Below are 26,742 nucleotides of genomic sequence, written 5' to 3'. Positions count from 1 at the left end.
CCCCCAAGAAGTTTTGCAGTCCCGTTCGGACGTTTGAAAGCCTACGTCAGATAACCGCCATGTTGTTTGCGGTTTTAGGCGTCGCCCTAAGGCAGAGTGAGGGATATGGATCAAAAGGCTGACTTGCTTGGGTACCTTCGCCTTCGAAGGGCAGATCTTCTCGCGAAACTCGACGGCGTCAGCGAGTACGACATTCGCCGTCCGATGACGCCCACAGCTACCAACCTCCTGGGGCTGGTCAAGCACGTCGGTGGCGTGCAATTGGAATACTTCAGCGACGTCTTCGGCAGACCGCACGGCCGGGAAGTGCCCTGGTTGTCCGATGCTGGGGAAGTCGACGATGATATGTGGGCAACGGCCGACGAGAGCCGGGCAGACATCATTGACTTCTACCATTTCTCCGCTCGACAAAGCGACGCGACGATAGAGTCACTCAGCCTCGACTCTGCAGGTGAAGTACCTTGGTGGACGCCCGAGCGCCGACGTGTGACCCTCCATCAGATCCTGGTTCACGTGTGCGTTGAGACAGCCCGGCATGCAGGGCATGCCGACATTTTGCGCGAGCTAATCGACGGCACAGCGGGCAACGGACCGCAAGATCCGAACGTGCCAAGCCGCACATCGGAAGAATGGGCTGCCTATCGGTCCCGGATTGAAGCCGCTGCACGCGAAGCCGGACGATAAAGTCAGCGCCTACGAAATTTCGGACAGGTGATCAGTTGGGAACCATGGACTCGAAGTATGTGCGCTACCAGGCAGGCATCGCCAATGGCCGTGGACGCTACCCGGGCATCTTTAATCTCGCCAACGGTTTAGCAAACGGTGGCAGACTCAGCACCCAGGACTGGGCTTCCTGGCGGCGCTCAAATGACCATTACGATTCCGCATATTTGAATCCGTCGACGATGGATAAATCGATATACGACCATGCAATCAACCCGACAGCGGAGGCTTGGTTCAAATGCACAGCTGGGCATTTGCTCGTCCGCGTTGAGTTCTACACGGACCTTCTAAGCCGGTACGGCATTGAGTGGCAAGTGCTTCATTCAAACGATCCCGGACGGTTGTTGTACGAAGACGACGTACAGGTAATAGTCGCGCCCCATGCCGCCAGCTGAACTCCGAGAACCATCCGGGTCGTGACGGCCCCGCCATGATCGTTCTCGGTGTACCTCATGCCAATTTTCTCCACCACCCGACGAGAAGCCATATTTTCTGGATGGATAATGGCGACGAGCTGCCTAACAGCGAGCTCGTCGCGTGCGAATTCCATGCACGCCGCGGCCGCTTCGGTCGCATATCCCCGGCCCCACGCCTCCGCTCGGAGGTGAAATCCGACCTCCAACTCGCTGCGACCATTGACCTGCTGCCAGGTAAGTCCGCAGTCGCCCAGAAACTCGCCATCGAGGGTTTCCACAATCCAAAGGCCGTACCCGTGCGTGGCGTAGTTCGCTTCATTCCAGGCGATCCAGTGCGCGGCCTCTTCCCGCGTCTTGGGCGCAGGGTAATACGCCATGACAGCAGGATCACCCAGAAGCGCAGTCATGTTGTCCAGGTCTGCTGACGCCATCTGCCGGAATCGAAGCCGGGACGTCTTTCCGGGAATCACCTACGAAGCCTACAGGCGCCCCCGCACGCTGGCCCTTGTGCATCGAATGCTAGATTGCTAGCATTCTAGCCATGGCCGATAAAACACAGTTCAACATCTACCTGCCGACGGACCTGGTCAAGCAGGTCAAACACGCAGCCATCGAACGCGGACTATCACTGTCGTCGTTCGTTGAAGAAACGCTGACCCAGGCCCTCAACAAGGAAGGTTCCACCAAATGAGAGTTACTCCAATCCGCTTCGTGCGGAACATCGAGGCCGCCAACAAGTTCTATTCCACGCTTGGGTTGAACGAGAACGCTGCAGCAACGAGCGGAACCTGGGCGGACCTGCACGGCAACGGCGGGCAACTTGGGCTCCACATTGCCCAAGCGGGAACCACACACTCAGATGCGGGAGCAGTCGCGCTGCACTTCTCCACCGACGAAAGGCTGGAGCTCACCGCAGAGCGACTAAGAGCTGCCGGATATGCCCCGTCGGACATCATGGACGAAACGTTCGGCCGTTTCATCACTGTCAATGACCCCGAGGGATACCGCATCCAAGTCAACGAAGTGGATGCGGACCTCCAAAACCTCAGCTATGAAATACGGGAATCTGCTGCCCTGAAATAGGTTTCGCCCGAGCCTTGCAGGACCGCTATTCCTTGCGCCGCACCACCAGGCCCGTGCCAGCGGGAGCATCGCCGTCGGGTCCCGCAAGCGCCTCCAGCCCTTCGATCGTGAGTTCGTCGACGTCGGCCGCGGTGTCCACCAGCACCGTGTCACCGTCGGCGATGTCGCCGGACAGGATGGCCTTGGCCAGGCGGTCGCCGATCTCCCGCTGTACTAGCCGGCGCAGTGGCCGGGCACCGTACGCGGAGTCGAAGCCGGACATGGCCAGCCAGGCTCGGGCGCCGTCGGACACGTCCAGGAAGAGCCGGCGATCGTGCAGCCTCCTGCCGAGCTCGGCCACCTGCAGTTCCACAATCTCCGCCAGCTCGTCAACGGTCAGGGCTTCAAACAGCACAATCTCGTCCAGCCGGTTCAGGAACTCCGGCTTGAAAGAGGCGTTGACCATGGTCATGACCGCGGTCCGCTTGGCCTGCGCGTCCAGCGACTGGTCCACCAGGAACTGGCTGCCCAGGTTGGACGTCAGCACCAGGATGGCGTTGCGGAAGTCCACGGTGCGGCCCTGGCCATCGGTGAGGCGGCCGTCGTCGAGCACCTGCAGGAGGATGTCGAAAACCTCCGGATGGGCCTTTTCCACCTCGTCCAGCAGGACCACCGAGTACGGCCGGCGGCGGACGGCCTCCGTCAGCTGGCCGCCCTCCTCGTAGCCGACGTACCCCGGAGGGGCACCCACCAGCCGCGCCACCGAGTGCTTCTCGCCGTACTCGGACATGTCCAGCCGCACCATGGCGCGTTCGTCGTCGAACAGGAAATCCGCGAGCGCCTTGGCCAGCTCGGTCTTGCCCACGCCCGTGGGCCCCAGGAACAGGAACGAACCCGTGGGCCGGTTGGGATCGCTGATGCCGGCCCGGGCGCGACGGACGGCGTCGGACACCGCGGCCACCGCCTTGGCCTGGCCGATCAGGCGCTTGCCGAGCTCCTGCTCCATATGGAGCAGCTTCTGGCTTTCACCCTGCAGCATGCGCCCGGCGGGGATGCCGGTCCACGCGGAAATGACCTCGGCAATGTCGTCCGCGGTGACCTCGTCAGCCACCATCTGGGCAGGCTTTTCCGTCACCGCCTCTTCGGCTGCGGCGGCCGCATTCAGCTCCCGCTCCACTGCCGGAATCTCGCCGTACAGGATCCGCGACGCCGTCTCCAGGTCGCCTTCGCGCTGCGCCTTGTCCGCCGTGGAGCGGAGCTCATCGAGCTTGGCTTTCAGGTCGCCCACCCGGTTGAGCCCGGCCCTTTCGGCCGCCCAGCGCGCATTCAGCGCGTCCAGCTCCTCGCTCTTGTCGGCCTTGTCCGCGCGGAGGGCCGCCAGCCGTTCCACCGAAGCGGCGTCCTTCTCGTTCGCGAGGGCCAGTTCCTCCATGGTGAGCCGGTCCACGGCACGGCGCAGCCGGTCGATCTCCTCCGGTGCGGAGTCGATCTCCATCCGCAGCCGCGAGGCGGCCTCGTCCACGAGGTCGATGGCCTTGTCCGGCAGCTGGCGGCCGGAAATGTAGCGGTTGGACAAGGTTGCGGCGGCTACCAGCGCAGAGTCGGCGATGGTGACCTTGTGGTGCGCCTCGTAGCGTTCCTTGAGTCCGCGGAGGATCCCGATGGTATCTTCCACGCTGGGCTCACCCACGTACACCTGCTGGAACCTCCGCTCCAGCGCGGGGTCCTTCTCGATGTTCTCGCGGTACTCATCCAAGGTGGTGGCACCGATCAGCCGCAGCTCACCGCGTGCCAACATGGGCTTGAGCATGTTGCCGGCATCCATCGATGATTCCCCCGTGGCGCCGGCGCCCACCACCGTGTGGATCTCGTCGATGAACGTGACAATCTGGCCGTCCGAATTCTTGATCTCCTCCAGGACGGCCTTGAGCCGCTCCTCGAACTCGCCGCGGTACTTCGCCCCTGCCACCATGGACGCGAGGTCGAGGGCGATCAGATTCTTGCCCCTCAGGCTTTCCGGGACATCGCCCGCCACGATCCGTTGGGCGAGCCCTTCGACGACGGCCGTCTTGCCAACGCCCGGCTCGCCGATAATGACAGGGTTGTTCTTGGTGCGGCGGCTCAGCACCTGGATGATGCGCCGGATCTCGGTATCGCGGCCGATCACCGGGTCCAGCTTGCCCGCACGCGCCATCGCGGTAAGGTCAGTGCCGAACCGCTCCAGCGACTGGAACGTGTTTTCCGGGTCCGGCGTGGTGACCTTGCGGTCGCCGCGGACACCCGGCAGGGCGGCGAGCAGCGCTTCATGGGAGGCACCGGCGTCGCGCATTAACCGCCCGACGGCGTCACTCCCGGCAGAGAGCCCCAGCAGCAGCACTTCGGTCGAGACATACGTGTCACCCAGCCGGTCGGCCTCGTTTTTCGCGTTCTGGATGGCCAGCAGCGCGGGCCGGGACAGCTGGGCCTGCTGCGTGGAGCCGCCCGACGTTGCCGGCAGCGCCTTGATGGCGCCACTCGCCTGCACGCTGACGGTATCCGGGTCTGCGCCGGTGGCGCGGAGAAGCGCCACGGCGACGCCTTCCCGCTGATCCATCAGCGCCTTGAGCAGGTGGGCAGGTTCCACCTGGGGATTCCCCGCCGTCGAGGCGTTCATGGCTGCTGCCGAAAGAGCCTCCTGGCTCTTGGTGGTGAATTTGACGTCCAAAGAGAGCTCCTTCCGGGATGTGCATTTTTCGCTAAGTTGAGTCTACAACGCTCAACTTTGAGGAAATGCCCTCTACGCCCCATGTTTGCCGACGGCGAACTGCCTGTCCAGAGCCGCACCACGCCTATGTGGAAATCCGTGTCCAGGGACTGGCGTAGCGACAAGATGCTCGCGAAAAGTGTTGTGCGGAGCTAGAGGCAATCGTTAGAATCCTGTCACTGCGGTTGGGGCCGCCCGACAAAGAATCGGAAGGACCCTAACATGAACCGTTTGACCCGCTTGGTCGTCGCCTCCGGCGCTGGCCTGGCTCTCGCCCTCACTGCCTCGCCGGCGCTGGCCGCGCCGCCGTCCGACCCGGGCAGCAACCGCGCCCAGGTGGAACAGACCGAAACCAGCAGCCCCGATGGGTCATACACCTATGACTACCGCGGCGCGACCCGAAACGTCGACGGCCACTACACGACGAACACCCGCGATCAGACGACTGCCAGCCAGTCGTCGTTCGACTATAAAACGCACTACACGCTGACGGACAACGTGACAAAGTTGAGTAGCCAGAACACGTTTACCGAGGATGGCGTGACGTGCCGCGCCAACTCCCAGGTTGTCCTCACGAACGGTGAGACGCGCACGGAGAAGACGCGTTCGAGCTGCTGAGGGAAAACTGAGGCCGGCCCCTAAGGGGCCGGCCTCACTCGTTAAGAGCTGCTCAGGAATCCGTTGACAATGTCATTAAGATTCCTCGAGGCCCTCCTTCGTCGGGGGCCGTCGGCCACCCCTGCCGTAGCGGCGCGTGACGCCCTAGGATCATCCTGTGACCGGCGGGAGATCCTTTCGGCGCACGAAGACAAGGACGTACCGTGAAGAAATTTGTGGTTCTGTACAAATCGCCCAAGCCAGCCGAAGAAGCCATGGCGGAAGCGAGCCCCGAAGAGGCCGAGGCCGGCATGAAAATGTGGATGGATTGAGCTGCCAGGGCCGGTGACGGCATCGTTGACCTCGGAACGCCGCTGGGCGCCGCCAAGGTCCTGGACGGTTCGGCAGTCACAGATGCCGAGGCAACGCTGGGCGGATACAGCGTCATCCAGGCCGAGGACCTGAACGCCGCTGTTGCGTTGATGGAAGGCCACCCGCACTTCATGTCCGGCGAAGGCGCCACCATCCAGATCCACGAAACACTCGACATCCCGGGGATGTAGCCAGCGGTCTGCGGCCGGTTTAGGGCTTTGCCGGATAGCCGGCCGCAGGCTTGGTTTCGATGTAGTTGATCACCAGGAACTCCCCCGCCGGGACGAGTTCCACGTACCAGCGGGTCGGTGTGTCCAGGTCCTCCCAGCTGCCCTGTCCGGCAATCACGGGGCGGTAGACGGCGTCGAACTTCAGGAACGTGCCGCTGTCCGTGGCGCTCGAATCGATCTCCTGCAGCAGCTCAAACGTGCCGCGCCCGCCCGAGCCCGCCTCGGCAACGCGGACCGCCGCCAGGTTCTGCTGGTTCATCACCTTCACCGCCGCAAAGTATTCCTGCCACGCGACGTCGCTGTGCGTGGTGAACAGCGTGCTCGAATAGGCTTCGGCGTTTTTTGCAGCGAGGTCTGCGACGCAGTCTTCCGGGACGGCCTTGCCCGGGCTCCAGGCCCTGACCAGCTCGGAGCCGGCGTTGAGCCATCCGCTGTAGGCGTTCAGGACGCTGCCGATGGTTTCGCGCGGCGTGCCCTTGGGGATCCGGACCGGCGACACGTCGTCCCGGCCCACAAACGGGCACTCCGGCGGCAGCACGGACGCAGGCGTTGCCGGGGCGATGTCCGGCAGCGGCGTCGGCGACGGGAACAGGCTGCACCCGGACAGGCCCGCCAGCAGCGCCAGGACGGCAGCCGCCGTCGTAATTTTCTTCATCGTTCTCCCCCAATACCGCCGCCGCGTCCGGACGACGCTGACCAGCCTACCCGCACATTCCCGCCCCTTCAGCCCGGGTAGATGGCCACGGCACCGGCCTTGATCACGAAGAACACCTGCATGCCCGGCGCCAATCCGAGATCAACAGAGGCCGCCGGCGTGATGTCCGCGCTCAGCTGCCCGCCCTCCCCGGCGCGGACCCGGATCCCGTCCCCGTGCGGCTCCAGGTCGGTAATGGTCACGGCGAAGGAGTTCCGCGGGCTGCCATGCGCTTCGGTGAGGAAAACGGAAACGGCCGACGGCGGGAAGACAGCCACGCCCGGCTGACCGGTGAGGAGCGGGGCGGCTACGTCGTGGTGGCCATAGAGGTTAAGGGCGCCGGACCGCAGACCGTGTTCGGTCAGGTGGCCGGCCACAAAGTTGAGTCCGGCGAGTCCGGCCGCGAACCGGCTGCGCGGGCGCTGGAGGATGACGCGGGTGGGGCCTTCCTCAATGATCCGCCCGTTTTCGAAGATGACCACCCGGTCGGCCAGCATCAGGGCATCGAGGACGTCGTGCGTGATGATGATGGCGCGCCGGCCCGTCAGAACGCGCTTGAGCAGGCGCCGGAGCAGCGGCGCGGCATGGATATCCAGCGCGGCCATCGGCTCGTCCAGGAGCAGGAGCCCGGGGTCGGCAGCGAGGGCCCGCGCCACCGCAACGCGCTGCGCCTGGCCGCCGGAGAGCTCGGCCGGGCGGCGGGACTGCAGCTCCGTCGCCTCGACTTCCGCAAGCCACCGCAGGGCGGACTCCCGCGCGGCTGGCTTTGAAGCCCCCGCACTCCGGGGCCCAAAAGCCACGTTCTCCAGCACGCTCAGGTGCGGGAACAGCAGCGGTTCCTGGGCCAGGAGCGCCGTGCCGCGCCGGTGCGGAGCCGTCCATGGGCCGCGTCCTGCGGTGAGGTCAAACAGCGTCCTGCCGTCCAGTTCGGCCGTGCCCGAGTCCGGGTGCAGCAGGCCCGCGATGACGTTCAGCAGGGTGGATTTGCCCGCGCCGTTGGCCCCCATCACGGCAACCGTTTCGGCCGGTCCCACCGCGAGGGAGACGTCGAACCCGCGGCCGGCCACGGCGGCCTGAACCGAGAACGTCACCGGACCGCACCTCCCTGGGCGGGCGCCGTCGTCGTGCGTTCCCCGCTAAGCGCGGGGGCCCGTTCGGCGGCGCGGGGACTGCGGTACGCGAGCGCCACCACGGCAACCGCCACCGCCACGAGGACCAGGGAAAGCGCGACGGCGGCATCGGCGTCCGTTTCCCGCTGCAGGTAAATTTCCAGCGGCAGGGTCCGGGTCACCCCCTGCAGGCTGCCCGCGAACGTGAGGGTGGCGCCGAATTCGCCCAGGCTGCGCGCGAAGGACAGCACCGCGCCGGAGGCCAGACCCGGCAGCACGAGCGGGAGGGTGACCCGGCGGAGCACCGTGGTGGGCCCGGCGCCGAGCGTCGCGGCCACCGCTTCGTACCGGTTCCCGGCGGTCCGCAGGGCACCCTCGAGGCTGACCACCAGGAACGGAAGGGCCACAAAGGTCTGGGCCAGGATGACCGCCGTCGTCGAAAAGGCGATCTGCAGGCCGGCCACTTCCAGCGTCCGCCCCAGCAGCCCCTGTCGCCCGAACGTGTACAGGAGTGCGATGCCGCCCACCACGGGCGGAAGCACCAGCGGGAGCAGGACCAGTGAGCGGAGGAAGCGCTGGCCGGGGAAGCTGCCGCGGGCCAGGACCAGGGCCAGCGGCACACCCAGCACGATGCACAGAAGGGTGCTGGCCGCGGACGTGCGCAGGCTCAGCCCAAGGGCCTGCAGCGACGCTTCCGAGGTGACCAGCGGAATGAACTGCGCCCAGTTGACCCTGGCCACCATGGCCGCGAGCGGCAGCACCACAAACAGGCCGCCGGCAGCGGCAAGGACGTAAATCCAGCGCGGGACGCCGCCGTACCCGCCGTTCCTGGCCTGTCTCATGGTCTCCTTGGGTGCGGCTTTACATACGGGTGTTGCTTACTTACGGGGCGCCGAAGCCGGCCGCGCTCAGGGTTTTCTGCCCGTCGGCGCCCGTCACCATGGCGATGAAGGCCGCCGCCAGTTCCTTGTTCCGGCTCGAGCCTACTGGGGCGATGGGATACGTGTTGACTGCCTTGCCGGATTCGTCGAACGGGATTCCCTTGACCTTGCCGCCGGCGCCTTTGACGTCGGTGACGTAGACCAGGCCGGCGTCGGCCTCGCCCGAGGTGACCTTGCCCAGGACGTCCGTCACCGATGACTCCTCGCTGACCGGCGAGAGGGTCACGCCCGCGGCCTTTTCCACCGTGTCCGCGGCCGCCCCGCACGGAACCTGGCTCGCGCAGACAACCACCTTGACGCCCGGTTTGGCCAGGTCGGCGAAGGACGCGATCGACGCCGGGTTGGACGGCGGGACGGCGATCTCCAGGACGTTGGTGGCGAAGTTCTTCGCGGTCCCGTCCAGGAGCTTGGCATCGGCCAGCTTGGTCATGTTCTTGGTGTCGGCGGAGGCAAAAACTTCGGCCGGTGCGCCCTGGGTGATCTGGGTGACCAGGTCCGAGGACCCGGCGAAGCTCAGCACGATCTTGGTTCCCGGGTTCTTCGCCTCGAAGTCACTGGCCAGCTTGGTGAACGTCGCTTTGAGCGACGCGGCCGCGAAGACCGTGATGGTCCCCGAGACCTGGCCGGCGGCGTCCGGGGACTGCGACGCGGCTGACTGCGTGGCCGTGGGCGTCGTAGCCGGTGCGCACGCGGCGACGCCCAGCATGAGGGCAGCCGTGATGATGGCCGCGCTGGCGTGTTTGCTGATGCTCAAATGATGCTCTTTCCGTGCGGGGTTTCGATGATGACTGTGGTTGCTTTGACCACCGCTGTGGCCACGGAGCCCAGTTCCAGGCCCAGGTCCCGGACGGCTTCGCTGCTCATCAGCGACACCACCCGGAACGGTCCGCACTGGAGTTCCACCTGCGCCATGACCTTGTCCGCAGTGATCCCCGTGACCAGGCCAACGAACCTGTTGCGCGCCGAACTCCCTGAACGGTGCGGGTCCTCGGGAAGCTGCGCGAGCTTCTGGGCGTGCCGGGCCAGTTCGAGGCCGTCGACTGCCAGCCGGCCGGCGTCGTCCTTTACGGGCGTGAGGCTGCCGTTCTCGGTCCAGCGCCGGACTGTGTCGTCACTAACGCCGAGGAACCGGGCGGCTTCGGATACGCGAATAGTTGGCATTTCATGATCCTAGTCCGCATTTGCGGGTTTTCTTAGTAGTTTCCGCCGCGGATCAGAATATGACTTTGCCGCTTCTTCCGCCCCCTCGCGAGCCTCCGGACCGGCCACCTATGGAACGTCGTGTGCCGAAGTCCTACGCTATGTGGAGGGGAGGGGCCGCAGTCGCTGAGGAGCGTTTGTGATGAAGTGGATCAGGCCTGACAGCCCCGACTATGACCCGGCCCGGAAGGTCTTCAACGCCATGATTGACCGGCGGCCGGCGGTCATTGCCCAGTGCTCAAATGATGCGGACGTGGCCGAAGCCCTGCGCTACGGACGGCAGAACTCCCTCGCCATTGCCGTCCGCGCCGGTGGCCACTCAGTGGCCGGAATGTCCATGAACAACGACGGCCTGGTGATCGATGTCCGGCCCATGAAGTCGATCGACGTGGACCCCGAATCCGGCATCGTCACGGTGGGAGCAGGCGTGACGTGGGGCGAGTTCGACCGCGCTACCCAGGAGCATGCCCTGGCTGTGACCGGCGGGCGGGCCTCCACCACCGGCGTCGCCGGCTTCACCCTGGGCGGCGGATCCGGTTGGCTGGAGCGGTCCTTCGGGTTCGCGTGCGACAGTCTCGTCTCGGTGGACCTGGTGACGGCCGACGGCGAGCGCGTCACCGCGAGCGTCCGTGAAAACCCCGAGCTCTTCTGGGCTCTCCATGGCGGCGGCGGCAATTTCGGCGTGGCCACGTCCTTCACGTTCCAGGCGCACCGGCTCGGCCCGGTGGTCCACGCCGGGTTTTGGCTGTGGCCCGGGGAGGCAGCCACTGATGTTTCGCGGGCGTTCCGGGACCTGGCTCTGGCCGCCCCTGATGGCGTGGGCCTGGGGCTCCTGTATTTCACTGCGCCGCCGGAGCCGTTTGTTCCGGAGCACCTGGTGGGGAAGATGGCCACTCTCATCGCCTACCTGTACGCGGGTGAGCCCGAGGAGGGCTCCGAACATGCCCGGCCGTTCCGCGAGCTGGGGCCGGCCGCTGACCTGGTGGCCGACACTCCCTATGCAGAGTTCAACGGCTCCATCGACGATCCGCCGGACCACTACAACTACTGGAGCGCGGACTACCACGACGAACTTCCCGATGCGGCCCTGGACCTGTTTGTGGAGTCGGCCCGGAACCTGCCCGATGCCACGTCCCAGCAGCTCATCGCCCGCTGGGGCGGTGCCGTCGGCGGGAACGCGGGGGCGGCCACGCCCTTGAACAACCGGAACGCGGCCTGGGTGAGCCACCCCTACGGCATCTCGCCAACACCCGAGGAAGGCCAGCTGGCCAAGGCCTGGGTGAAGGACTTCCGCGGCAAGATCGCACCCTATGCCACGGGTGGCGTGTGGCTCAACTTCATCGGCAACGAAGGCCAGGAGCGCATCCGCGCCGCGTTCGGCAACGGAAACTACGCGCGACTGGCCAGGGTCAAACGCGACTTCGATCCGCGGAACGTCTTCCAGGGCAACCAGAACATCCTGCCGGCCGGCTCCTGACCGGCCCAGCGGAGAGCCGCCGCACTAGACTTCCCCCATGGCGATTTACCTGGATCCGCCGCTGTGGCCCGCCCACGGCACACACTTTTCGCACCTCATCTCGGACACGTCGCTGGCGGAACTGCACGCCTTCGCCGCCGCGGCCGGCATCCCGGACCGGGCGTTCGACGGCGACCATTACGACGTCGCCGAGCGCCGGTTCGATGACCTGGTGGCTGCGGGCGCCATTCCGGTGGAAGGCCGGATCCTGGTGCGCAAGCTCATCGCCAGCGGGCTGCGCATCCCGGCCCGGCAGCGCAACAAGTCACTCAAGGTCCCATTGCTGAACCGCTGGGAAACCATCATGCCCGGACACGACGCCCTCTTCCTGGACCTGCTGGACCGCTGGAGCGAGGACCACCGCCGGTATCACGGCTGCACGCATCTGCTGGCAGTACTTGAGGCCATGGACCTGCTTACCGACCCCGCCGATCCGCCGCGGACCGTGCTGCTCGCAGCCTGGTTCCACGATGCCGTGTACCGAGGGGTCGCCGGCCTGGACGAGGAGGAATCGGCCCGCCTCGCCGAGGAGCGCCTCACGGACGCGGGTCTTCCGGCCGCCCAAGTCGAGGAGGTGGCCCGGCTGGTCAGGCTGACGTCGGACCACCGCCCGGAACCAGGGGACGACGACGGCGCCCTCCTCTGCGACGCGGACCTGTCAGTCCTCGGCGGCGAACCTGAGCCGTACGCCCGGTATGTGGCCGCCGTCCGGGAAGATTACGCGCACATCGGCGACGCCGACTTCGCGGCCGGCCGCGCCGCCGTCGTCCGTCACCTGCTGGAACTGGACCCCCTCTTCCACAGCGACCGCGCACGGGAACTGTGGCTCGAAGCCGCCCGCCGGAACCTGCGGGGCGAGCTGGCCTGACTCAACGCCGCAACCGCCGGAAGCCTTTACGGGCGCCCCGGCCGGTGCAAGACTGCTCGGATGAACCTGCGCATCCAATCTGTCAGCGTCGACTCCACCGACCCCAAAGTGCCCGCCGATTTCTGGGAGAAGGCCCTGGGCTGGCGCCGCACCTACGAGGTGGAGGACGAAATCGTACTGGAGCCGCCCGCAGGCAGCCCGGCCGACGGCGTCAGCCCGGACCTGCTGTTCGTGAAGGTGCCGGAGCAGAAGGAGATCAAGAACAGGCTGCACCTGGACCTGCGTCCGGATGACCAGGCCGAGGAGGTGCAGCGGCTGGAAGCCCTTGGCGCGTCGCGCATTTCGGTCGGGCAGGGGCCGGAGGTGACCTGGGTGGTCATGGCTGACCCGGACGGAAACGAATTCTGCGTGCTGCGGGCGCTCCGGTCAGAGGAGCTCGAAGCCCAGGGACTGGTCCCCGGGTTTAGCGAAACCCCCGGGAATGCCGCCGGCTAACGGTACGCGGTAACGAACGGGCTGTTGGTGGGAACGATCTGCTTGCCCAGCGGCATCAGGCTGACCGGGATGAGCTTGAGGTTGGCGATGGCCAGGGGGATGCCGATGATGGTGACCGCCATGGCAATGGCCGTGAGCACGTGGCCGATCGCGATCCAGATACCGGCCACCACCAGCCAGATGACATTCCCCAGCAGCGGGAACACGCCCGTCCCGCCCGGCTTGTCCACCACCATGCGCCCGAACGGCCAGAGCGTGTACGCCGCAATCCGGAACGACGCGATGCCCCACGGGATGGTGACGATCAGCAGGCAGCAGATGATGCCGGCCAGGAAATAGCCCAGAGCGAGCCAGAGTCCGCCGAATACCAGCCAGATGATGTTGAGCAGAGTCTTCATCTGTCCATTGTGCCCCGCGGGGTCTGACAAAAACGTAGGGGTATGCCCTGATTGGCCCCTGATCTTCGGCCCTGGAACTTGGACCCTAAACCTGGACCGGGCCTCAGCCCTTGGCGGCCTTCACGAAGGCCCGGATCTTGTCCAGGTCCTTCACACCACGGGAAACCTCGACGCCGGAGGAGACGTCCACGCCCCACGCGCCTGAGGCTGCGGTGGCGTGCGCCACGGTGTCTTGATCCAGGCCGCCGGCCAGCAGCCACTTGCGGTCCTGGAGCGCCGTCACGTCCACCATGGAGGCGTAGTCCCAGGCCTCTCCGGAACCGGGCACGGCGGCATCAATCAACAGAAGTTCCTCCCCCCAGTCGGCGAACGCGCCTGCTGTGGCAGCCATGGTGACCGCCCTGATCAGCTTCATGCCGGCGTCGTGCACTGTTGTGACGTCTTCCGGGGTGAGGTCCGCGTGCAGCTGCAACCATTCCAGGCCGGCCGCGCGGGCGATGGCAATGGCATCGGCGACAGGTTCATGCCGGAAAACGCCGATGGCAATCACGCCTTCCGGCACATCGGCCAGAAGGGTGGAAACCTGCGACGGCGAGACCACCCGCGGGCTGGCAGTCAGGACAAAGCCGACGGCGTCCGCCCCGGCATCCACGGCGGCACGGACTGATTCGGGCGTACTGAGACCACAAACTTTGACGAACATTTTCCGGCTCCTTCAGGCTGTCTTCGCATAGTCCCCCCGGAGGAGGCTAACAGGCAAGTACCCGCGGCGCCGATGTTGGCCGGTTCCATTTCAGGAGCCGGACAGCACACGCTCCACCATGGCGCGGCCCGTCTGTTCAAACGCGGCGTCGCCCACCTGGTTGGCCCACACCACCGTGCCGATGGACTGGTTAAGGTTCTCCAGCCGCCACAGGTCAGCCTCCGCCGGGCCCACCGTTTTGCCCAGGCCCGCATAGAACGCATCCGCCAGGTCGGGCCGGCCCACGAACCTCTGGTGGCTGAGCCGCACCAGATCGTGCACCCACGGACGCGGATCGGCCCGGCCGAAGTCGATGACCTTGATCTGACCGTTGTCCTGCAGCCAGTTCCTCGGCTGGTAATCGCCGTGCGTTGCCACCAGCTGCGCCACGCCCGGCCGCAGGGCATCGAGCGCCTGTTCAAAGCTGTCGAGTTGGGATTCGGGGAGCAGCCCGTGGGCGCGGTCCATCCATGCCCGGGTCTTTGCCGTGAGGGCTGTTGCGTACGTGGACGAGTCCCCGGCCGGCCGGTGAATCCTCGCCAGCAGCTCCCCCGCCTGGCGGTAGGTTTCCGGATCATCCTCTGCCGGCGTCCCCTCCACCAATGTTCCCGGCAGGAATTCCGTCACCAGGATCCCGGCCTCCGCCGAGGCCTGCCGTAACGCCGGAACGCGGCCGTGGAGCCCTTCGAAACCGCCGGAATGGGCGGCGATCTCGCGGCGGATATGGTGGCTGGTGGTGCTCGCCTTGACGATGAATCCTTCGCCCGACGGCGTTACAACGTGGAGGACGTTCGTGTCCTGCAGAGGCCAGGAGTAGTCCTGCACCATGCTGAATTCCCCAAGCCAGGATGTCAGCAGCCGGCTCTGTTCCTCGGTGATCCCCTGGCGCATTTGCCCAGCATGCCACGCGTGGCGGCGACGCCCAAACACAGGCCAGGACGCCCAAACAAACTAGGCTGGTCCGATGGAGATCATCCGCTTCGCAGAACTCAGGTCCGAACCGTGGCGCAACGGCGGCGGGGTGACCCGGGAGCTTGCCAGCCACCCGAAGGCCGCCTCGGCGCAGGACGGCGCCTGGGACTGGCGGGTCAGCATCGCCGATGTCAGCAAGGCCGGGGATTTCTCGGCGTTCCCGGGCATGGAACGTGTGCTGACCGTGATCGACGGCGAGCTGCTCCTCCTCACGGTGGACGGCGCCGAGCACCCGCTGGAAAAGTACCGGCCGTTCAGGTTCTCCGGCGAAGCTGCCGCGCACGGGGCCCTGCCCACCGGGGACATCCGCGACCTGAATGTCATCACCCGGACGGCGTCCTTCAAGGGCTTCACGTCCATCATCGAGCTCTCCAAAAAGCGCGCGCACCCTGTTTTTGAGGGCCAGCTTGCTGTGCTGCTGCAGGGCCAGGCCACCGTCAGCGCGGGCAACCTCAGCGTCAGCGCGGAAGCCGCGGAAGCCACTGCCGCCGCGGAAGCCGACGGCGACGAAGCTGCCCCCAGCCCCACGGAACCCGAGGCACTCAACAGGTATGACGCCGTCGTCGGCTCCGATACCGGGACCCCCGAAATCCTGGGCCGCGGCTTCCTGGCCGTGGTTTCAATCGACCGCGTGACTGCCTGATCCAGCGCTGCAGGCTAGCCTCGCCTTCGTTATCTGAGCCTTCCCACACTGGTCAGCGGCGCGGGGCGCTCCTAGACTCTGGCTATGACCTCCACACCCTTTAATGCGCTCCTGTCCACCCAGATCGGCAACGAATTCGCGGCCTCGCAGCAGTACATCGCCGTGGCCACTTGGTTCGCCAACCAGGACCTCCCGCAGCTGGCCCGCTACTTCTACCGGCAGTCGGTGGAGGAGCGGAACCACGCCATGATGATGGTGCAGTACATGCTGGACCGCGACATTGAATTCACCATCCCCGGCGTCCCCACCGTGCGCAACGACTTCTCCTCCGTGACCGAGCCGCTGGCCCTGGCGCTGGAGCAGGAGAAGGAAGTGACGGCCGCGATCGAGGCCTTGTTCCGCGCTGCCCGTTCCGAGGACGACGCCCTGGGCGAGCAGTTTATGCTGTGGTTCCTGAAGGAGCAGGTGGAGGAGGTTGCCGCCATGACCACCCTCTTTAACATCGCCGAGCGCGCGGACAACCTGTTCGACATCGAGAACTTCATCGCCCGCGAAACGGTGGGCAACGGGGGCCGCGACTCCTCCGCTCCGGAAACCGCCGGCGGCGCGCTCTAAAGTTCTGCCCGCCCGGCCGGTGAGGTTGGCCACCAACCCGGCCACCCGCCGTCGGGCGTTGCTATGCTGGAAACAAGGCTCCGCACAGGACCCTCCGGACGACGGTTCAGTACCCGGCACGCGACAAGACTGGCCAAAGGATCTGTCATGTCGTGGTTAATTCTCATTCTTTCCGGGGCGCTGGAGGCCGTCTGGGCCGCAGCCCTGCACCGGACATTCCAGGCCTCTGGCCGACGCCGGCTCGCGCCTGCCCTCCTCTTCCTGGTCTCCGTCCTCGCCAGCATGGCCGGCCTCGCCATCGCCATGCAGTCCATCCCCACCGGCACCGCGTACGCCGTGTGGGTGGGCGTGGGCGTGGTGCTGACCTCCGCCTACGCGATCATCACCAAGGCGGAACGTCCGACGACGGCGCGCCTGCTGCTGCTCACCGGCATCGCCGCGTGCGTAGTTGGCCTGAAGGTGGTGGCGTAATGAACAAGCGTTCCGCTGCGTGGCTGATGCTGCTGGCCTCCGCCGTGCTGGAAGCCGTGTGGGCCACCGCCCTGGGCCTGTCCGACGGTTTCACCCGGCCCCTGCCCACTCTTGTTTTCGCCGTGACGGCCACCCTGAGCATGATCGGCCTCGGCCTGGCCATCCGCAGCATCCCGCTTGGCACTGCCTACGCCGTCTGGGTGGGGATCGGCGCTGCCCTGACGGTGGGCTGGGCGATGGCCACGGGCGTCGAACCCTTCAGCGTCCTGAAGGTGCTGTTCATCGGGGGGATTGTGGCCTGCGCGGCCGGGTTGAAGGCGCTGCCGGCTGGCAGGAACACTGAGCCAGCCACCGAGGACACGCCGGCGTCGGGAACCGTGCCCGTCAGGCCAGAGCGCCTTTGATCAGCAGGCTCACCCCGGCAACCAGGCACAGGCTGAGGGCCGCGGGACGGATGGCGGCGGCGGAAATCCGCTTCACCACCGGCCGCGATGCCAGTGCCCCGAGGGCAACGCCCGGCAGCAGCCAGCCGGTGAGCAGCAGTTCCTCCGTGCCGAAGGAACCGGCGCCCGCCAGGGCGAGCAACGAGACCAACGACGAAACCAGAAAAAACAGGGAGAGGTTGGCGCGGTACCGGGCCGGGTCCTCGCTCCGGTAAACCACCACAAGCGGCGGCCCTGAGGTGGAGGCAACCGTACCCAGGACTCCGCCGAGCAGGCCGGCCGCGAACAGGGAGAAGCGGTTTTGCGGGATGCGGAACCCCTTGAGTCCGGTGAGCACGCTGGCCACCACCAGCCCGCCAACGATCATCCCGGTCCATTTGCCGTTCAGCAGGGGCAGCACACACAGTCCGGCAACGGCACCGGGCAGGCACCCGGCAATCGCCAGCGTGAGATCCACGTGCCGCAGTCCCCTCCGGTTCTGCCAGCTCACGAACAGCATCACCACCACAGACACGAGAAGCAGCGGGCCGGGCACCAGCTGCGGGCTGATCATCAGCAGCAGCGGCGAGGAGACGATGCCGAATCCGGACCCGGTGCCGGCCTGCGCCACCACGGCGACGGCAACTATGAGGGCCGCGATGATGAGTTCCGTGGTGGTCATGATGTCCATTCCTAGATGAATTGCACTCCCACGTAGGCGAGTACTCCGATGAGGCCCCAGGAGAGCATGGCGACGACGATCGCCCTGCCGCTGGTGTGAAGAATTGACCGTATTTGCACGGACGCTCCCAGCCCGAACAGCGCCGCAGCGAGCAGAAGGTCCTGGGCGAGCGCAGCACCTTCCAGGACCGCATGCGGCAGGATTCCCAGCGTCCGCAACACGATCATCGCCATGAACCCGGCCACGAACAGCGGGATCAGGGGTGGGAATTTGAGCTTGCCTTCTTCCATGCCGGCGGCGGCGTTGCTGTGCTGGGAACGGTTGCGCCGGGAACGACTGCGGTAGCGCTGCACCAAAGCGGCGGCGGTGACCATTGGGGCGAGCATCAGGACACGGGTGAGCTTGATGACCAGGGCCCCTGCCAGGGCCGCGGTGCCTGCCGTCTGTGCCGTCGCGACAACCTGCCCCACGTCATGGACGCTGGCCCCCACCCAATGCCCGAACTGCACCTCGTCCAGGCCGAGAGGACCCATGAGGGCCGGCAGCACGGCGATGGCAAGGGTTCCGCACAGGGTCACGAGCGCGATGGGCACCACGGTGCCGCGGTGATCCGTCCTGGTCACTCCGCTCATGGCCCCGATGGCGGAGGCGCCGCAGATGGAAAAGCCTGCGGCCAGGAGCAAAGGCTGGTCCCCCGGAAGCCTGAAAGCCTTGCCCAGCAGCAAGGTGCCCACGAAGGTCAGCAGCACGATGCCCACGACGATTCCCAGCGTCGCCCAGCCGAGGGCCGCGACGTCTATGAGGCTCAGCTTCAGTCCGAGCAGCACGATTCCGAGCCTCATGAACCTCCTGGCGGCCAGCACCAGCCCAGGCTGCATGACTCCTTCGACTGCCGGGCCGATCCCGGGCAGGTTGGCGGAAAGGATGCCCAGGATGACGGCCACCGTGAGGAAGGGGAGCACCGGGACGGCCGCGTGGACAAGCCAGGCGACAGCCACGGCAGCGGCCGCCAGTGCGAGCCCAGGCAGCCGCCCGTCCCGCAGGCCTCGCGGGAGAAATCCACGCTGTTTGCCGCTTCCTTCTGGCTTGTCGCTTCCTACGGGCGTGGCAACGTCTTGTGTCATGGTCGTCTGCGATCCTCCCGGAGCGGGCTTGCGCCGTGCTCAGGCCGGATCTCCTTTCTGTCGAGTACGGAGAGCGATTGCATGGCGCTCAACAGGCCAACGGACGCGATGTCCCCGGCGCTGCAACCACGGGACAAATCGTTCAGGGGCGCTGCCAGCCCCTGCAGGATCGGGCCCACGGCCACGGCTCCCCCGAGCCGTTCGGTGATCTTGTAGCCGATGTTTCCGGCGTCCAGGCTGGGGAACACCAGCACATTTGCCTGACCCGCCACCTCCGAGCCGGGTGCTTTCGCCGCCCCGATGGCGGGGACCATCGCGGCATCAAACTGCAGCTCGCCGTCCACGTGCAGCAGCGGGTGGCGGGTCCGCAGGATTTCCATCGCGGACCTGACCTTGTTCACGTGCGAGTGGCTAGCGCTGCCCCGGGTACTGAAGGACAGCATGGCCACCTTCGGCGACTGCCCCGTCAGCGCCTGGTGCATGGCGGCCGCCGAGGCGGCGATGTCCGCCAGCTGTTCGGCGGAAGGATCGGGAACGACGGCGCAATCGCCGAACGTCAGTTCCCTTCCGTCGGGCAGCAGCATCAGGAACGAGCTGCTCAGGGTGGTGCAGCCGGGGTCCAGGCCCACCACGCGCAGCGCGGCCCGGAGCACCAGCGCCGTGGGCGTCCCGGCACCGGCAACACAGGCGTCCAGATACCCGGCCCGCAACGCTGCCGCGGCAACATGGACCGGTTCCCGGCTGGCGTGGGTCAACAGCCCGGGCTTGCGGGCGTAAGCCTCCCCGATCAGCGCGGCGATGCTGCTGTCGCCGGCCAGCCCGCCGACGTCGAGGATGGCGTCGCCGGGCAGCACACAGTCCAGTTCGGCCGCCACGCGCCGGATTTCACGGCTCCGGCCAATGAGCCTGGGGTTGATGATCCCTTCCGCGGCCAGCGCACTGGCAGCGCGGACGGCACGCTCGTCCTCGCCGTCGGCGAATCCGACCACCCGGCCGCGGCCGGACAGCTCCTGGCGCCAGCGCTCAAACAGCGCGCTTCCCGCGGGCGGCGCTGCCTGCGGAATGCGCTTCTCAACAATCGCCGTCACCATGGTTGCACCTCTTCTCTCGAACCTGCGGAGGTCACATCGGATCCTGCGGAGGCGTCCACGAAGGGGCGCCTCCGCAGGCGAAGAACCGGATGCGGTGGTTAGGGCTGGATGGCCTTCTCGATGTCGGTGAGCATGCCGTCCACACCATGCAGCAGCGCGGACAGGACCTCTGCGTCGGCCACGAGCGGCGGGGAGATCATGATCATGGTGGCACCGCGGTCATCCCCCCGCAGGATCACCTTGGTCCGCTTGAAGGACTCGGGAAGGACTTCGCGAAGGACCTTCAGCGACTCGGCTTGGGTCAGTTCGCGGCCGCTGAAACTGTCCGCCATGAGTTCGATCGCGTAGAAGAAGCCCATGCCCCGGACTGCCTTGACGCAGCGGTGCGAGTTCTTCAGGGATTCCAGGGCCTCCATGAGCTTCGGGCCATGTTCCTGTACGTTGCCCAGGACGTTTTCGTCGCGCATGGCGGTGATGTTGGCGACCGCGACGGCGGTGGAGACCGGGTGCCCGCCCCAGGTGGCGCCGTGCGTGAAGACGCCGCCCGTGGATGAGTTAAACAGCTCCTGGACCAGCTGCTCGCGGACGATCAGGCCGCCCAGGGGTGCATAGCCTGAAGTGGAGCCTTTGGCGAAGGTGACCAGGTCCGGGACCACGCCGGTGACGCCGTAGCCGAAGAAGTGGCCAAGCCGGCCGAAGGAACAGATGACTTCATCGGAGACCAGAAGGATCCCGTACTTGTCGCACAGTGCGCGCAGGGCCGGCCAGTAGCCGTCAGGTGCCACGAGGGCTCCGCGGCCGTTCTGGACCGGCTCGACAAAGATGGCCGCAACGGTTTCCGGACCCTCTTCGAGGACAACCCGCTCAATGGCGCGGAAGCAGTCGAGTTCCGTGACCGGGCCGCAGTCGCCGGTGAAACCGAGGGTGTTCGGGACGCTGCGGATTCCCGGCAGGAGCTCGCCGAACGGTTCCTTGATCTTGGGCAGTTGCGTGATGGACAGGGCACCCATGGTGGTGCCGTGGTAGGCCATGTCGCGGCTGATGACTTTGGTGCGCTGCGGCTGGCCCTGGCTGCGGAAGTACTGGCGGGCAAACTTCAGGGCCGTCTCCACGGCCTCGGAGCCGGAGTTGACGAAGAACGTGGTGCCCAGGTCCCCCGGGGCCAGGTCCGCGATGAGCGCGGCGGCCTCGATGGCCGGCGGGTGCGCCGAGCCCCAGTTGGAGGCGTAGGCCAGGGTGCTGATCTGCTCGCTGGCAGCCTTGGCGATGTCCTGGCGGCCGTGGCCCATGTTCACGCAGAAGAGCCCGGCGAGGCCGTCCAGGTAGCGGTCCCCTTCGGTGTCGATGAGGTAGCTGCCTTCGCCCCGGACAAAAATCGGGAACTCGCTGTCCCAGGTGTCCTTGCGGGTGAAGTGGGGTCCGAGGTGGCGCCGGGCCTGGGCCCGGAGTGTGGTGGCGTCCAAAACTATCTCCTTCTTGTCGAGGTGAGTAGCGATGATCGAAGCCTAGGCTGGCGGCCACCCCGGGCATCAGGGCCACATCGTGCCCGGCTGATGGGTCCAGTTTGGTCCCGTCAGCCGGCGCGCATCTGGTGCTTCTGGTCCCATCCTGGACCGGACCATACTTCGATAACGCTGCGCAGCCCGCACGGCGGACTTATTTGCAGAGCACCCATCAACAACATGGAGGTCACAATGAAGATCGGCATCCCGAAGGAAAGCAAATCCCACGAATACCGAGTAGCCGTCACGCCGGCCGGCGTCCACGAGCTCGTTACCCACGGGCACGATGTGTTTATTGAGGCCGGCGCCGGAGAAGGCTCGTCCATCTCCGATGACGCCTACACGGTAGCGGGAGCCACCATCCTTCAGACGGCCGACGAGGTCTGGGCCGCCGCCGATCTGCTGCTCAAGGTCAAGGAACCGATCGCGGGGGAATACCACCGCAGGCGGCCGGACCTGACGATCTTCACCTACTTGCACCTGGCCGCCGACGAGGCCTGCACCCGGGCCCTGCTCGACGCCGGCAGCACCTCCATTGCCTACGAGACGGTCCAGCTCGAAGACGGCTCGCTGCCGCTGCTGTTCCCCATGAGTGAAGTGGCCGGCCGGCTGGCTCCCCTGGTGGGCGCACAGTGCCTGACCCGCCCCGAGGGTGGCCGCGGCGTACTGATCGGCGGCGTCTCCGGTGTGGCACCGGCCCGCGTGGTCATCATCGGCGCCGGCGTGTCCGGCATGAACGCCGTTGCCGTGGCTGCCGGCATGTGGGCGGACGTGGTCCTCTTCGACAAGAACGTGGACAAGCTGCGCGCAGCAGACCGGATGTACCAGGGCCGGGTCCGCACGCTCGCCGCCAACCAGCTCGCCATCGAGCAGGAGGTCATCCAGGCCGACCTCGTCATCGGCGCCGTGCTGGTCCCCGGGGCCAAGGCGCCCAAGATCATCTCCAACGAACTGGTCTCCCGCATGAAGCCCGGCAGCGTCCTGGTGGACATCGCCATCGACCAGGGCGGCTGCTTCGAAGACTCGCACCCCACCACGCACCAGGAACCCACCTTCCGCGTCCACGGCTCGGTCTTCTACTGCGTGGCCAACATGCCGGGCGCCGTTCCCCACACCTCCACCTACGCACTGACCAACGTCACACTGCCGTACGTGCTGCAGATCGCCGACAAGGGTGTGGAGCGGGCCGTGGCAGAGAACGCGGCACTGCGCGCAGGCCTGAGCACACTGGGCGGGCGCCTGACCAACGCGGCCGTCGGCGCAGCCCACGGCATCGACGTCGCTGATGCACTGGAATCTTTGGCCCGTAGCTAAGGTACAAGGAGTAATTCTTGGCGGGGGAGTTCATACTGAACTCCCCCGCTTCTTTCGGTCCTGATACTTCATCGCGCTGCTTGGGAGGCGAAACGTGCCACGGACACTCATAGAGATTGACCGCAGCTCCAGCGAACCCCTGTACCGGCAGGTCCGTCGCGTCATCGAGCACGGCATCGCCGTCGGCATCTTCGATTCACGCCGCAGGCTCCCCAGCTCCCGGGAACTGGCCGCCGAGCTCAAGGTTGCCCGCAACACCATCAACCTGGCGTACCAGGAACTGCTCACCGAGGGCCTGGTACTCAGCCACGAACGCAGCGGAATCTTCGTCAACCCGGAAATGCTGGCCGCGGCGGAAGCCGAAGTACCGGCCACGGATTCGATGATCGATTGGTCCTCCCGGATGCGCCGCTACGCGGACGAGGGCGTCCCGGAGGTGGAAAAGAACGCGGACTGGCACACGTATCCGTACCCGTTCGTCGCCGGCCAGGTGGACGTCCACAGCTTCCCCGCCACGGCCTGGATACGGAGCCTGCGCGAAGCCCTCTACCAGCCCCACCGCTTCGCCAGCCTCCAGGACAGCGTGGGCGCCGACGACCCGATGCTGATCGAGATGATCCGCCGCCAGATCCTGCCGGCACGCGGCATCGAGGCCGGTGCGGACGAAATCCTGATCACGGTCGGGTCCCAGCAGGGACTGGACCTGCTGGCCAGGACTCTGCTCGGCCCCCACCAGCGCGTGGGCATCGAGAACCCCGGGTATCTGGACGCCCGCCACATCTTCCTGCGCACCGGCGCCCAGGTCTACGGGATCGACGTCGACCAGGACGGGCTCTGCCTTCCCGGGACCCTCAGCGGCACCGCCTTGCTCTACGTCACCCCCAGCCACCACCACCCCACCAACGTCACGCTGAGCATGGAGCGCCGCCGTCGTCTGCTCAAGCTCGCCGCCGCGTCCGGAACGGTCCTCATCGAAGACGACTACGACAGCGAGTTCCGCTACGAAGGCAGCCCCAGCCCCGCGCTGAAGGCCCTGGATTCCACCGGCGACGTGCTGTACCTGGGCACGTTCTCCAAGTTCCTCTCCCCCGGGCTGCGGCTCGGGTTCCTGGTAGGGCCCGCAGAACTGATCACGGAACTGCGGCGCGTGCGGCGGTACCAGGTACGCCACCCTCCCGGGCACATGCAGCGCGCCCTCGCCCTGATGATCGACAGCGGCGATTACCACCGCGCCCTGCGCCGTCACCGGCGGCAGCTGAAGACGCGCTGGGAGACGGTCACCGAGATCTCCGCACTGTGCCTCCCCTGGGAGCAGGGCCCGTACCCGCCCGGTGGCGTCAGCCTCTGGATGGAGGGACCGGCCCGGCTCGATGCCGTGGAGCTCGTGCGCCGTGCCGAAAAGCGCGGTGTGCTGATCGAGCGCGGGGACATCTTCTTCAGCCAGGAAAATGCGCCGCGGAACTGCTTCCGGATCGGCTTCGGCGCCATTCCCACGCGTTCCATCCCGGAGGGCCTGGCCCGCGTGGGCGAGGTGGCCACGAAGCTGCTCGCCGAGGGGTAGTCCGGTCCCGCGGCGCCGGACCAGGCGCCGGCAACGGTCCGGCCTCTTAGCACCGGCAAAAGCCAAAGACTCCCCGGACCTTTCGGTCCGGGGAGTCTTTGTGTCACCTACCACTGGCTGTCCGGTTTACACGTAGTCCTTGTACTTCTCGAGCGTGCGGACCGGCTTCGCGAGGGCATCGCGGCGGAAGGGGTCTCCCAGTTCGCGGGTGCACATAATCTCGATGACCGTGGTCTTGCCCTCTTCCATCTGGGCGGCGAGCGCGCGCTTGAGCGCGGGGCCCACCTCGTCGAGCTGGTCGACCACGATGCCTTCGGCTCCCATGGTCTGGGCCATGGCGGCGAAGCTCTCGCCGTTGTCGAGTTCTCCGGCGATGAAGCGTCGGTTGTAGAACTCCACCTGGTTCTTTTTCTCCGCACCCCACTGGCGGTTACGGAAGACGACGGCGGTAACAGGGATGTCGTGCCGCACGGCGGTGAGGACTTCGCCCATGCTCATGGCCCAGGCACCGTCGCCGGCGTAGGCCACGGCGGGACGGTCCATGGCTGCTGCCTTGGCGCCGATCATGGTCGGCAGGGCGTAGCCGCAGTTGCCGAAGCTCATCGGGGCGAAGAAGCTGCGCGGTTTCTCGAAGCGCAGGTAGCTGTGGGCCACTGAGTTGATGTTGCCGATGTCCGTGGAGATCATGACGTTCTCCGGCATGGCCTTCTCCAGCTCGCGGAGCACCTGGCGCGGGGACAGCCAGTTGCCGTCTTCGTTCTTGTGCTCCTCGAGCATGTCGAGGCTGTACTCATCCTTTTCGTGCGTCCACGCGGTGAGTTCCTCTTCCCAGCTTTCCTTCTCGGCCTTGATAGTGGCGGCACGCTCGGCCTTCGTGGCGTCGCAGGCGAGGGTGAGCTGGTCCAGGCGCTTGCTCAGCTCAAGTGCCACGGCCTTGGCATCGCCGCAGATGCCCACGCTGATCTTCTTGACCAGGCCCAGCATGGTGTGGTCGGCGTCGATCTGGATGATCTTCGCTTCGGTGGGCCAGTACGCCTGGCCGTACTGCGGCAGGGTGCCGAACGGGCCCAGACGGGTGCCGAGGGCGATCACGACGTCAGCCTGGGAGATGAGCTTCATGCCTGCCTTGGATCCCTGGTAGCCCAGCGGACCGGCCCAGAGCGGGTGGCTGGCCGGGAAGGAGTCGTTGTGCTGGTAGCTGTTGACCACCGGGGCGCCCAGGCGTTCGGCCAGGGCTTTGCATTCCTCGACACCGTCGGCCATGACCACGCCGCCGCCGGAGACGATCACGGGGAACTTGGCCGTGGCGAGCAGGGCGGCTGCCTCGTCCAGGCTCTTGGTACCGCCGGCGCCGCGATCCACGCGGCGCGGCTGCGGGATCTCGACAGTGATCTCGCCGTAGAAATAGTCACGCGGGATGTTCAGCTGTGTGGGTCCGTTTTCAGACATGGCGCGGTCGAAGCAGCGGCCGGTGAATTCGGCCATGCGGGCCGGGTGGGTCACGTGGCCCTGGTATTTGGTGAATTCCTGGAACATGGGCAGCTGCTTGGCCTCCTGGAAGCCGCCGAGGCCGATGCCCGTGGTGCCGGCTTCCGGCGTCACGATGACCACGGGGCTGTGCGCCCAGAATGCCGCGGCGATGCCGGTGACGCAGTTGCTGATGCCCGGGCCGTTCTGGCCGATGACCACGCCGTGGCGTCCGCTGGCACGGGCATAGCCGTCAGCCATGTGGGCTGCGCCCTGCTCGTGGACCACTGGAACCAGACGGATGCCTGCGGGGGCGAAGATGTCCATGGCGTCCATGAAGGCTGAACCCATGATGCCGAAAATGTCGGTGACGTCGTTGGCGACCATGGTCTCCACGAAGGCCTCCGAGGGTGTCATTTTCTGCACGCCCTTGGCGACTTCGCGGGCGGCCTTGGCCGGTGCTCCCTGGGCCGGGGCGCCTTTGCCCCGCCCCTCGGATGAGTCGGTGACGAGCGCTTCTGCCGTGCCGTCGTCGGCAACGGATGAGAGTTCGACGGTGTCTTGGCTCATGATGATTGCTCCTCCTCCAGGATTTCGCCCAGATACGTTTGACTATAAAAAATGGAACGTAGCGTTCCTGTTTTGGTGCTGATGCCGAGATTATGGCAAAAAAACAATAACGTCAACGGGTATTTCAATTATTCGGAACGATGCGTACGATATTCTTGAACCAGATGCCAATTTCGGTGCGGCTTGACCACGTGGAGGACAA

General features: G+C 66.2%; 29 protein-coding genes and 1 riboswitch. Of the genes, 14 read left to right on the top strand and 15 right to left on the bottom strand.

The window, feature by feature from the left end:
* Positions 1-105 precede the first annotated feature (105 nt).
* Positions 106-684 carry a DinB family protein gene (locus MUN23_RS10590; RefSeq protein WP_248763781.1) on the top strand — a complete coding sequence of 193 codons (579 nt, stop codon included), beginning with the start codon at positions 106-108 and terminating at the stop codon, positions 682-684.
* A gap of 358 nt (positions 685-1,042) precedes the next feature.
* On the opposite strand, the gene MUN23_RS10585 is transcribed toward MUN23_RS10590, so the two are convergent.
* Positions 1,043-1,609, bottom strand: coding sequence for a GNAT family N-acetyltransferase (locus MUN23_RS10585; protein WP_256468735.1), 567 nt, complete (start codon positions 1,607-1,609; stop codon positions 1,043-1,045).
* Positions 1,610-1,680: 71 nt separating this feature from the next.
* Here MUN23_RS10585 and MUN23_RS10580 point away from each other — a divergent pair, with 71 nt between their 5' ends.
* Both MUN23_RS10580 and MUN23_RS10575 read left to right on the top strand, forming a co-directional pair.
* On the top strand, positions 1,681-1,830 hold the full coding sequence (locus tag MUN23_RS10580; RefSeq protein WP_058930948.1) for a CopG family transcriptional regulator: 150 nt from the start codon (positions 1,681-1,683) through the stop codon (positions 1,828-1,830).
* The gene (locus MUN23_RS10575) at positions 1,827-2,222 is read left to right on the top strand and encodes a VOC family protein (RefSeq protein WP_248763778.1); all 396 of its coding nucleotides are present in this window, start codon (positions 1,827-1,829) and stop codon (positions 2,220-2,222) included. The genes MUN23_RS10580 and MUN23_RS10575 overlap by 4 nt, the downstream gene beginning before the upstream one ends.
* Before the next feature lie 25 nt (positions 2,223-2,247).
* Here MUN23_RS10575 and clpB read toward each other — a convergent pair whose 3' ends face one another.
* Positions 2,248-4,905 carry an ATP-dependent chaperone ClpB gene (clpB, locus tag MUN23_RS10570; protein ID WP_248763777.1) on the bottom strand — a complete coding sequence of 886 codons (2,658 nt, stop codon included), beginning with the start codon at positions 4,903-4,905 and terminating at the stop codon, positions 2,248-2,250.
* 270 nt (positions 4,906-5,175) lie between these two features.
* Between clpB and MUN23_RS10565 the strand changes: the two genes are divergently transcribed.
* Positions 5,176-5,562: a hypothetical protein gene (locus tag MUN23_RS10565; protein WP_248763775.1), complete on the top strand. Its 387-nt coding sequence runs from the start codon at positions 5,176-5,178 to the stop codon at positions 5,560-5,562.
* 332 nt (positions 5,563-5,894) lie between these two features.
* Positions 5,895-6,104 carry a YciI family protein gene (locus MUN23_RS23640; protein WP_371876039.1) on the top strand — a complete coding sequence of 70 codons (210 nt, stop codon included), beginning with the start codon at positions 5,895-5,897 and terminating at the stop codon, positions 6,102-6,104.
* Positions 6,105-6,123: 19 nt separating this feature from the next.
* On the opposite strand, the gene MUN23_RS10560 is transcribed toward MUN23_RS23640, so the two are convergent.
* The 5 genes from MUN23_RS10560 to MUN23_RS10540 all read right to left on the bottom strand — a co-directional run bounded on the left by MUN23_RS10560 (position 6,124) and on the right by MUN23_RS10540 (position 10,048).
* The gene (locus MUN23_RS10560; RefSeq protein WP_248763774.1) at positions 6,124-6,798 is read right to left on the bottom strand and encodes a hypothetical protein; all 675 of its coding nucleotides are present in this window, start codon (positions 6,796-6,798) and stop codon (positions 6,124-6,126) included.
* 68 nt (positions 6,799-6,866) lie between these two features.
* Positions 6,867-7,928, bottom strand: a complete 1,062-nt coding sequence (locus MUN23_RS10555) for a sulfate/molybdate ABC transporter ATP-binding protein (RefSeq protein WP_248763772.1) — start codon at positions 7,926-7,928, stop codon at positions 6,867-6,869.
* Positions 7,925-8,788: an ABC transporter permease gene (locus MUN23_RS10550; RefSeq protein WP_248763771.1), complete on the bottom strand. Its 864-nt coding sequence runs from the start codon at positions 8,786-8,788 to the stop codon at positions 7,925-7,927. Before MUN23_RS10550 ends, MUN23_RS10555 begins: the two co-directional genes overlap by 4 nt.
* A gap of 40 nt (positions 8,789-8,828) precedes the next feature.
* Positions 8,829-9,593 (bottom strand): molybdate ABC transporter substrate-binding protein, encoded by a 765-nt coding sequence (gene modA, locus MUN23_RS10545; protein WP_371876038.1) that lies wholly within the window; start codon positions 9,591-9,593, stop codon positions 8,829-8,831.
* A gap of 44 nt (positions 9,594-9,637) precedes the next feature.
* Positions 9,638-10,048, bottom strand: coding sequence for a molybdopterin-binding protein (locus MUN23_RS10540; RefSeq protein WP_056341185.1), 411 nt, complete (start codon positions 10,046-10,048; stop codon positions 9,638-9,640).
* 181 nt (positions 10,049-10,229) lie between these two features.
* On the opposite strand from MUN23_RS10540, the gene MUN23_RS10535 reads away from it, so the two are divergent.
* Genes MUN23_RS10535 through MUN23_RS10525 form a run of 3 tightly spaced genes read left to right on the top strand, consistent with a single transcriptional unit; the run spans position 10,230 to position 12,966 of the window.
* Positions 10,230-11,564 (top strand): FAD-binding oxidoreductase, encoded by a 1,335-nt coding sequence (locus MUN23_RS10535; RefSeq protein ID WP_248763769.1) that lies wholly within the window; start codon positions 10,230-10,232, stop codon positions 11,562-11,564.
* 37 nt (positions 11,565-11,601) lie between these two features.
* Complete coding sequence (locus tag MUN23_RS10530; protein ID WP_248763768.1) at positions 11,602-12,471, top strand: DUF4031 domain-containing protein; 870 nt, start codon at positions 11,602-11,604, stop codon at positions 12,469-12,471.
* Positions 12,472-12,531: 60 nt separating this feature from the next.
* The gene (locus MUN23_RS10525) at positions 12,532-12,966 is read left to right on the top strand and encodes a VOC family protein (RefSeq protein ID WP_248763767.1); all 435 of its coding nucleotides are present in this window, start codon (positions 12,532-12,534) and stop codon (positions 12,964-12,966) included.
* Here MUN23_RS10525 and MUN23_RS10520 read toward each other — a convergent pair.
* The 3 genes from MUN23_RS10520 to MUN23_RS10510 form a co-directional block, all read right to left on the bottom strand.
* On the bottom strand, positions 12,963-13,364 hold the full coding sequence (locus MUN23_RS10520) for a YccF domain-containing protein (protein ID WP_248763765.1): 402 nt from the start codon (positions 13,362-13,364) through the stop codon (positions 12,963-12,965). The two genes, MUN23_RS10525 and MUN23_RS10520, sit on opposite strands and share 4 nt — an antisense overlap.
* A gap of 103 nt (positions 13,365-13,467) precedes the next feature.
* Complete coding sequence (locus MUN23_RS10515) at positions 13,468-14,067, bottom strand: phosphoribosylanthranilate isomerase (RefSeq protein ID WP_248763764.1); 600 nt, start codon at positions 14,065-14,067, stop codon at positions 13,468-13,470.
* 90 nt (positions 14,068-14,157) lie between these two features.
* Positions 14,158-14,997 (bottom strand): aminoglycoside phosphotransferase family protein, encoded by an 840-nt coding sequence (locus MUN23_RS10510; protein ID WP_248763762.1) that lies wholly within the window; start codon positions 14,995-14,997, stop codon positions 14,158-14,160.
* 73 nt (positions 14,998-15,070) lie between these two features.
* On the opposite strand from MUN23_RS10510, the gene MUN23_RS10505 reads away from it, so the two are divergent.
* The 4 genes from MUN23_RS10505 to MUN23_RS10490 all read left to right on the top strand — a co-directional run bounded on the left by MUN23_RS10505 (position 15,071) and on the right by MUN23_RS10490 (position 17,211).
* Positions 15,071-15,721 (top strand): HutD family protein, encoded by a 651-nt coding sequence (locus MUN23_RS10505; protein WP_248763761.1) that lies wholly within the window; start codon positions 15,071-15,073, stop codon positions 15,719-15,721.
* 84 nt (positions 15,722-15,805) lie between these two features.
* Positions 15,806-16,336, top strand: a complete 531-nt coding sequence (locus tag MUN23_RS10500; RefSeq protein ID WP_248763759.1) for a ferritin — start codon at positions 15,806-15,808, stop codon at positions 16,334-16,336.
* 72 nt (positions 16,337-16,408) lie between these two features.
* A riboswitch (guanidine-III (ykkC-III) riboswitch) is annotated at positions 16,409-16,474 on the top strand.
* Between the two features lie 9 nt (positions 16,475-16,483).
* Complete coding sequence (locus MUN23_RS10495; RefSeq protein ID WP_248763758.1) at positions 16,484-16,807, top strand: multidrug efflux SMR transporter; 324 nt, start codon at positions 16,484-16,486, stop codon at positions 16,805-16,807.
* Positions 16,807-17,211, top strand: a complete 405-nt coding sequence (locus MUN23_RS10490) for a multidrug efflux SMR transporter (protein WP_248763757.1) — start codon at positions 16,807-16,809, stop codon at positions 17,209-17,211. Before MUN23_RS10495 ends, MUN23_RS10490 begins: the two co-directional genes overlap by 1 nt.
* On the opposite strand, the gene MUN23_RS10485 is transcribed toward MUN23_RS10490, so the two are convergent.
* From MUN23_RS10485 to MUN23_RS10470, 4 genes are all read right to left on the bottom strand, one after another.
* Positions 17,192-17,911, bottom strand: coding sequence for a sulfite exporter TauE/SafE family protein (locus tag MUN23_RS10485; protein WP_248763756.1), 720 nt, complete (start codon positions 17,909-17,911; stop codon positions 17,192-17,194). The two genes, MUN23_RS10490 and MUN23_RS10485, sit on opposite strands and share 20 nt — an antisense overlap.
* A gap of 11 nt (positions 17,912-17,922) precedes the next feature.
* The gene (locus tag MUN23_RS10480) at positions 17,923-19,035 is read right to left on the bottom strand and encodes a YeiH family protein (protein ID WP_248763754.1); all 1,113 of its coding nucleotides are present in this window, start codon (positions 19,033-19,035) and stop codon (positions 17,923-17,925) included.
* A complete protein-coding gene (locus tag MUN23_RS10475; protein WP_248763753.1) occupies positions 19,032-20,126 on the bottom strand; it encodes a phosphotransacetylase in 1,095 nt (364 codons plus the stop codon). Before MUN23_RS10475 ends, MUN23_RS10480 begins: the two co-directional genes overlap by 4 nt.
* Positions 20,127-20,224: 98 nt before the next feature.
* Entirely contained in the window at positions 20,225-21,589 is a 1,365-nt protein-coding gene (locus MUN23_RS10470) for an aspartate aminotransferase family protein (RefSeq protein WP_248763751.1), read from the bottom strand.
* A gap of 231 nt (positions 21,590-21,820) precedes the next feature.
* Between MUN23_RS10470 and ald the strand changes: the two genes are divergently transcribed.
* Entirely contained in the window at positions 21,821-22,942 is a 1,122-nt protein-coding gene (gene ald, locus MUN23_RS10465) for an alanine dehydrogenase (RefSeq protein ID WP_248763749.1), read from the top strand.
* Positions 22,943-23,036: 94 nt separating this feature from the next.
* Positions 23,037-24,503 carry a PLP-dependent aminotransferase family protein gene (locus tag MUN23_RS10460; RefSeq protein ID WP_248763748.1) on the top strand — a complete coding sequence of 489 codons (1,467 nt, stop codon included), beginning with the start codon at positions 23,037-23,039 and terminating at the stop codon, positions 24,501-24,503.
* 126 nt (positions 24,504-24,629) lie between these two features.
* Here the strand turns inward: MUN23_RS10460 and xsc are convergent, their stop codons facing one another.
* Entirely contained in the window at positions 24,630-26,540 is a 1,911-nt protein-coding gene (gene xsc / locus MUN23_RS10455) for a sulfoacetaldehyde acetyltransferase (RefSeq protein ID WP_248763747.1), read from the bottom strand.
* Positions 26,541-26,742 lie beyond the last annotated feature (202 nt).

Source organism: Pseudarthrobacter sp. SSS035 (assembly GCF_023273875.1).
Lineage (GTDB): Bacteria > Actinomycetota > Actinomycetes > Actinomycetales > Micrococcaceae > Arthrobacter.
This window is presented reverse-complemented; position numbering and strand designations above follow the sequence as displayed.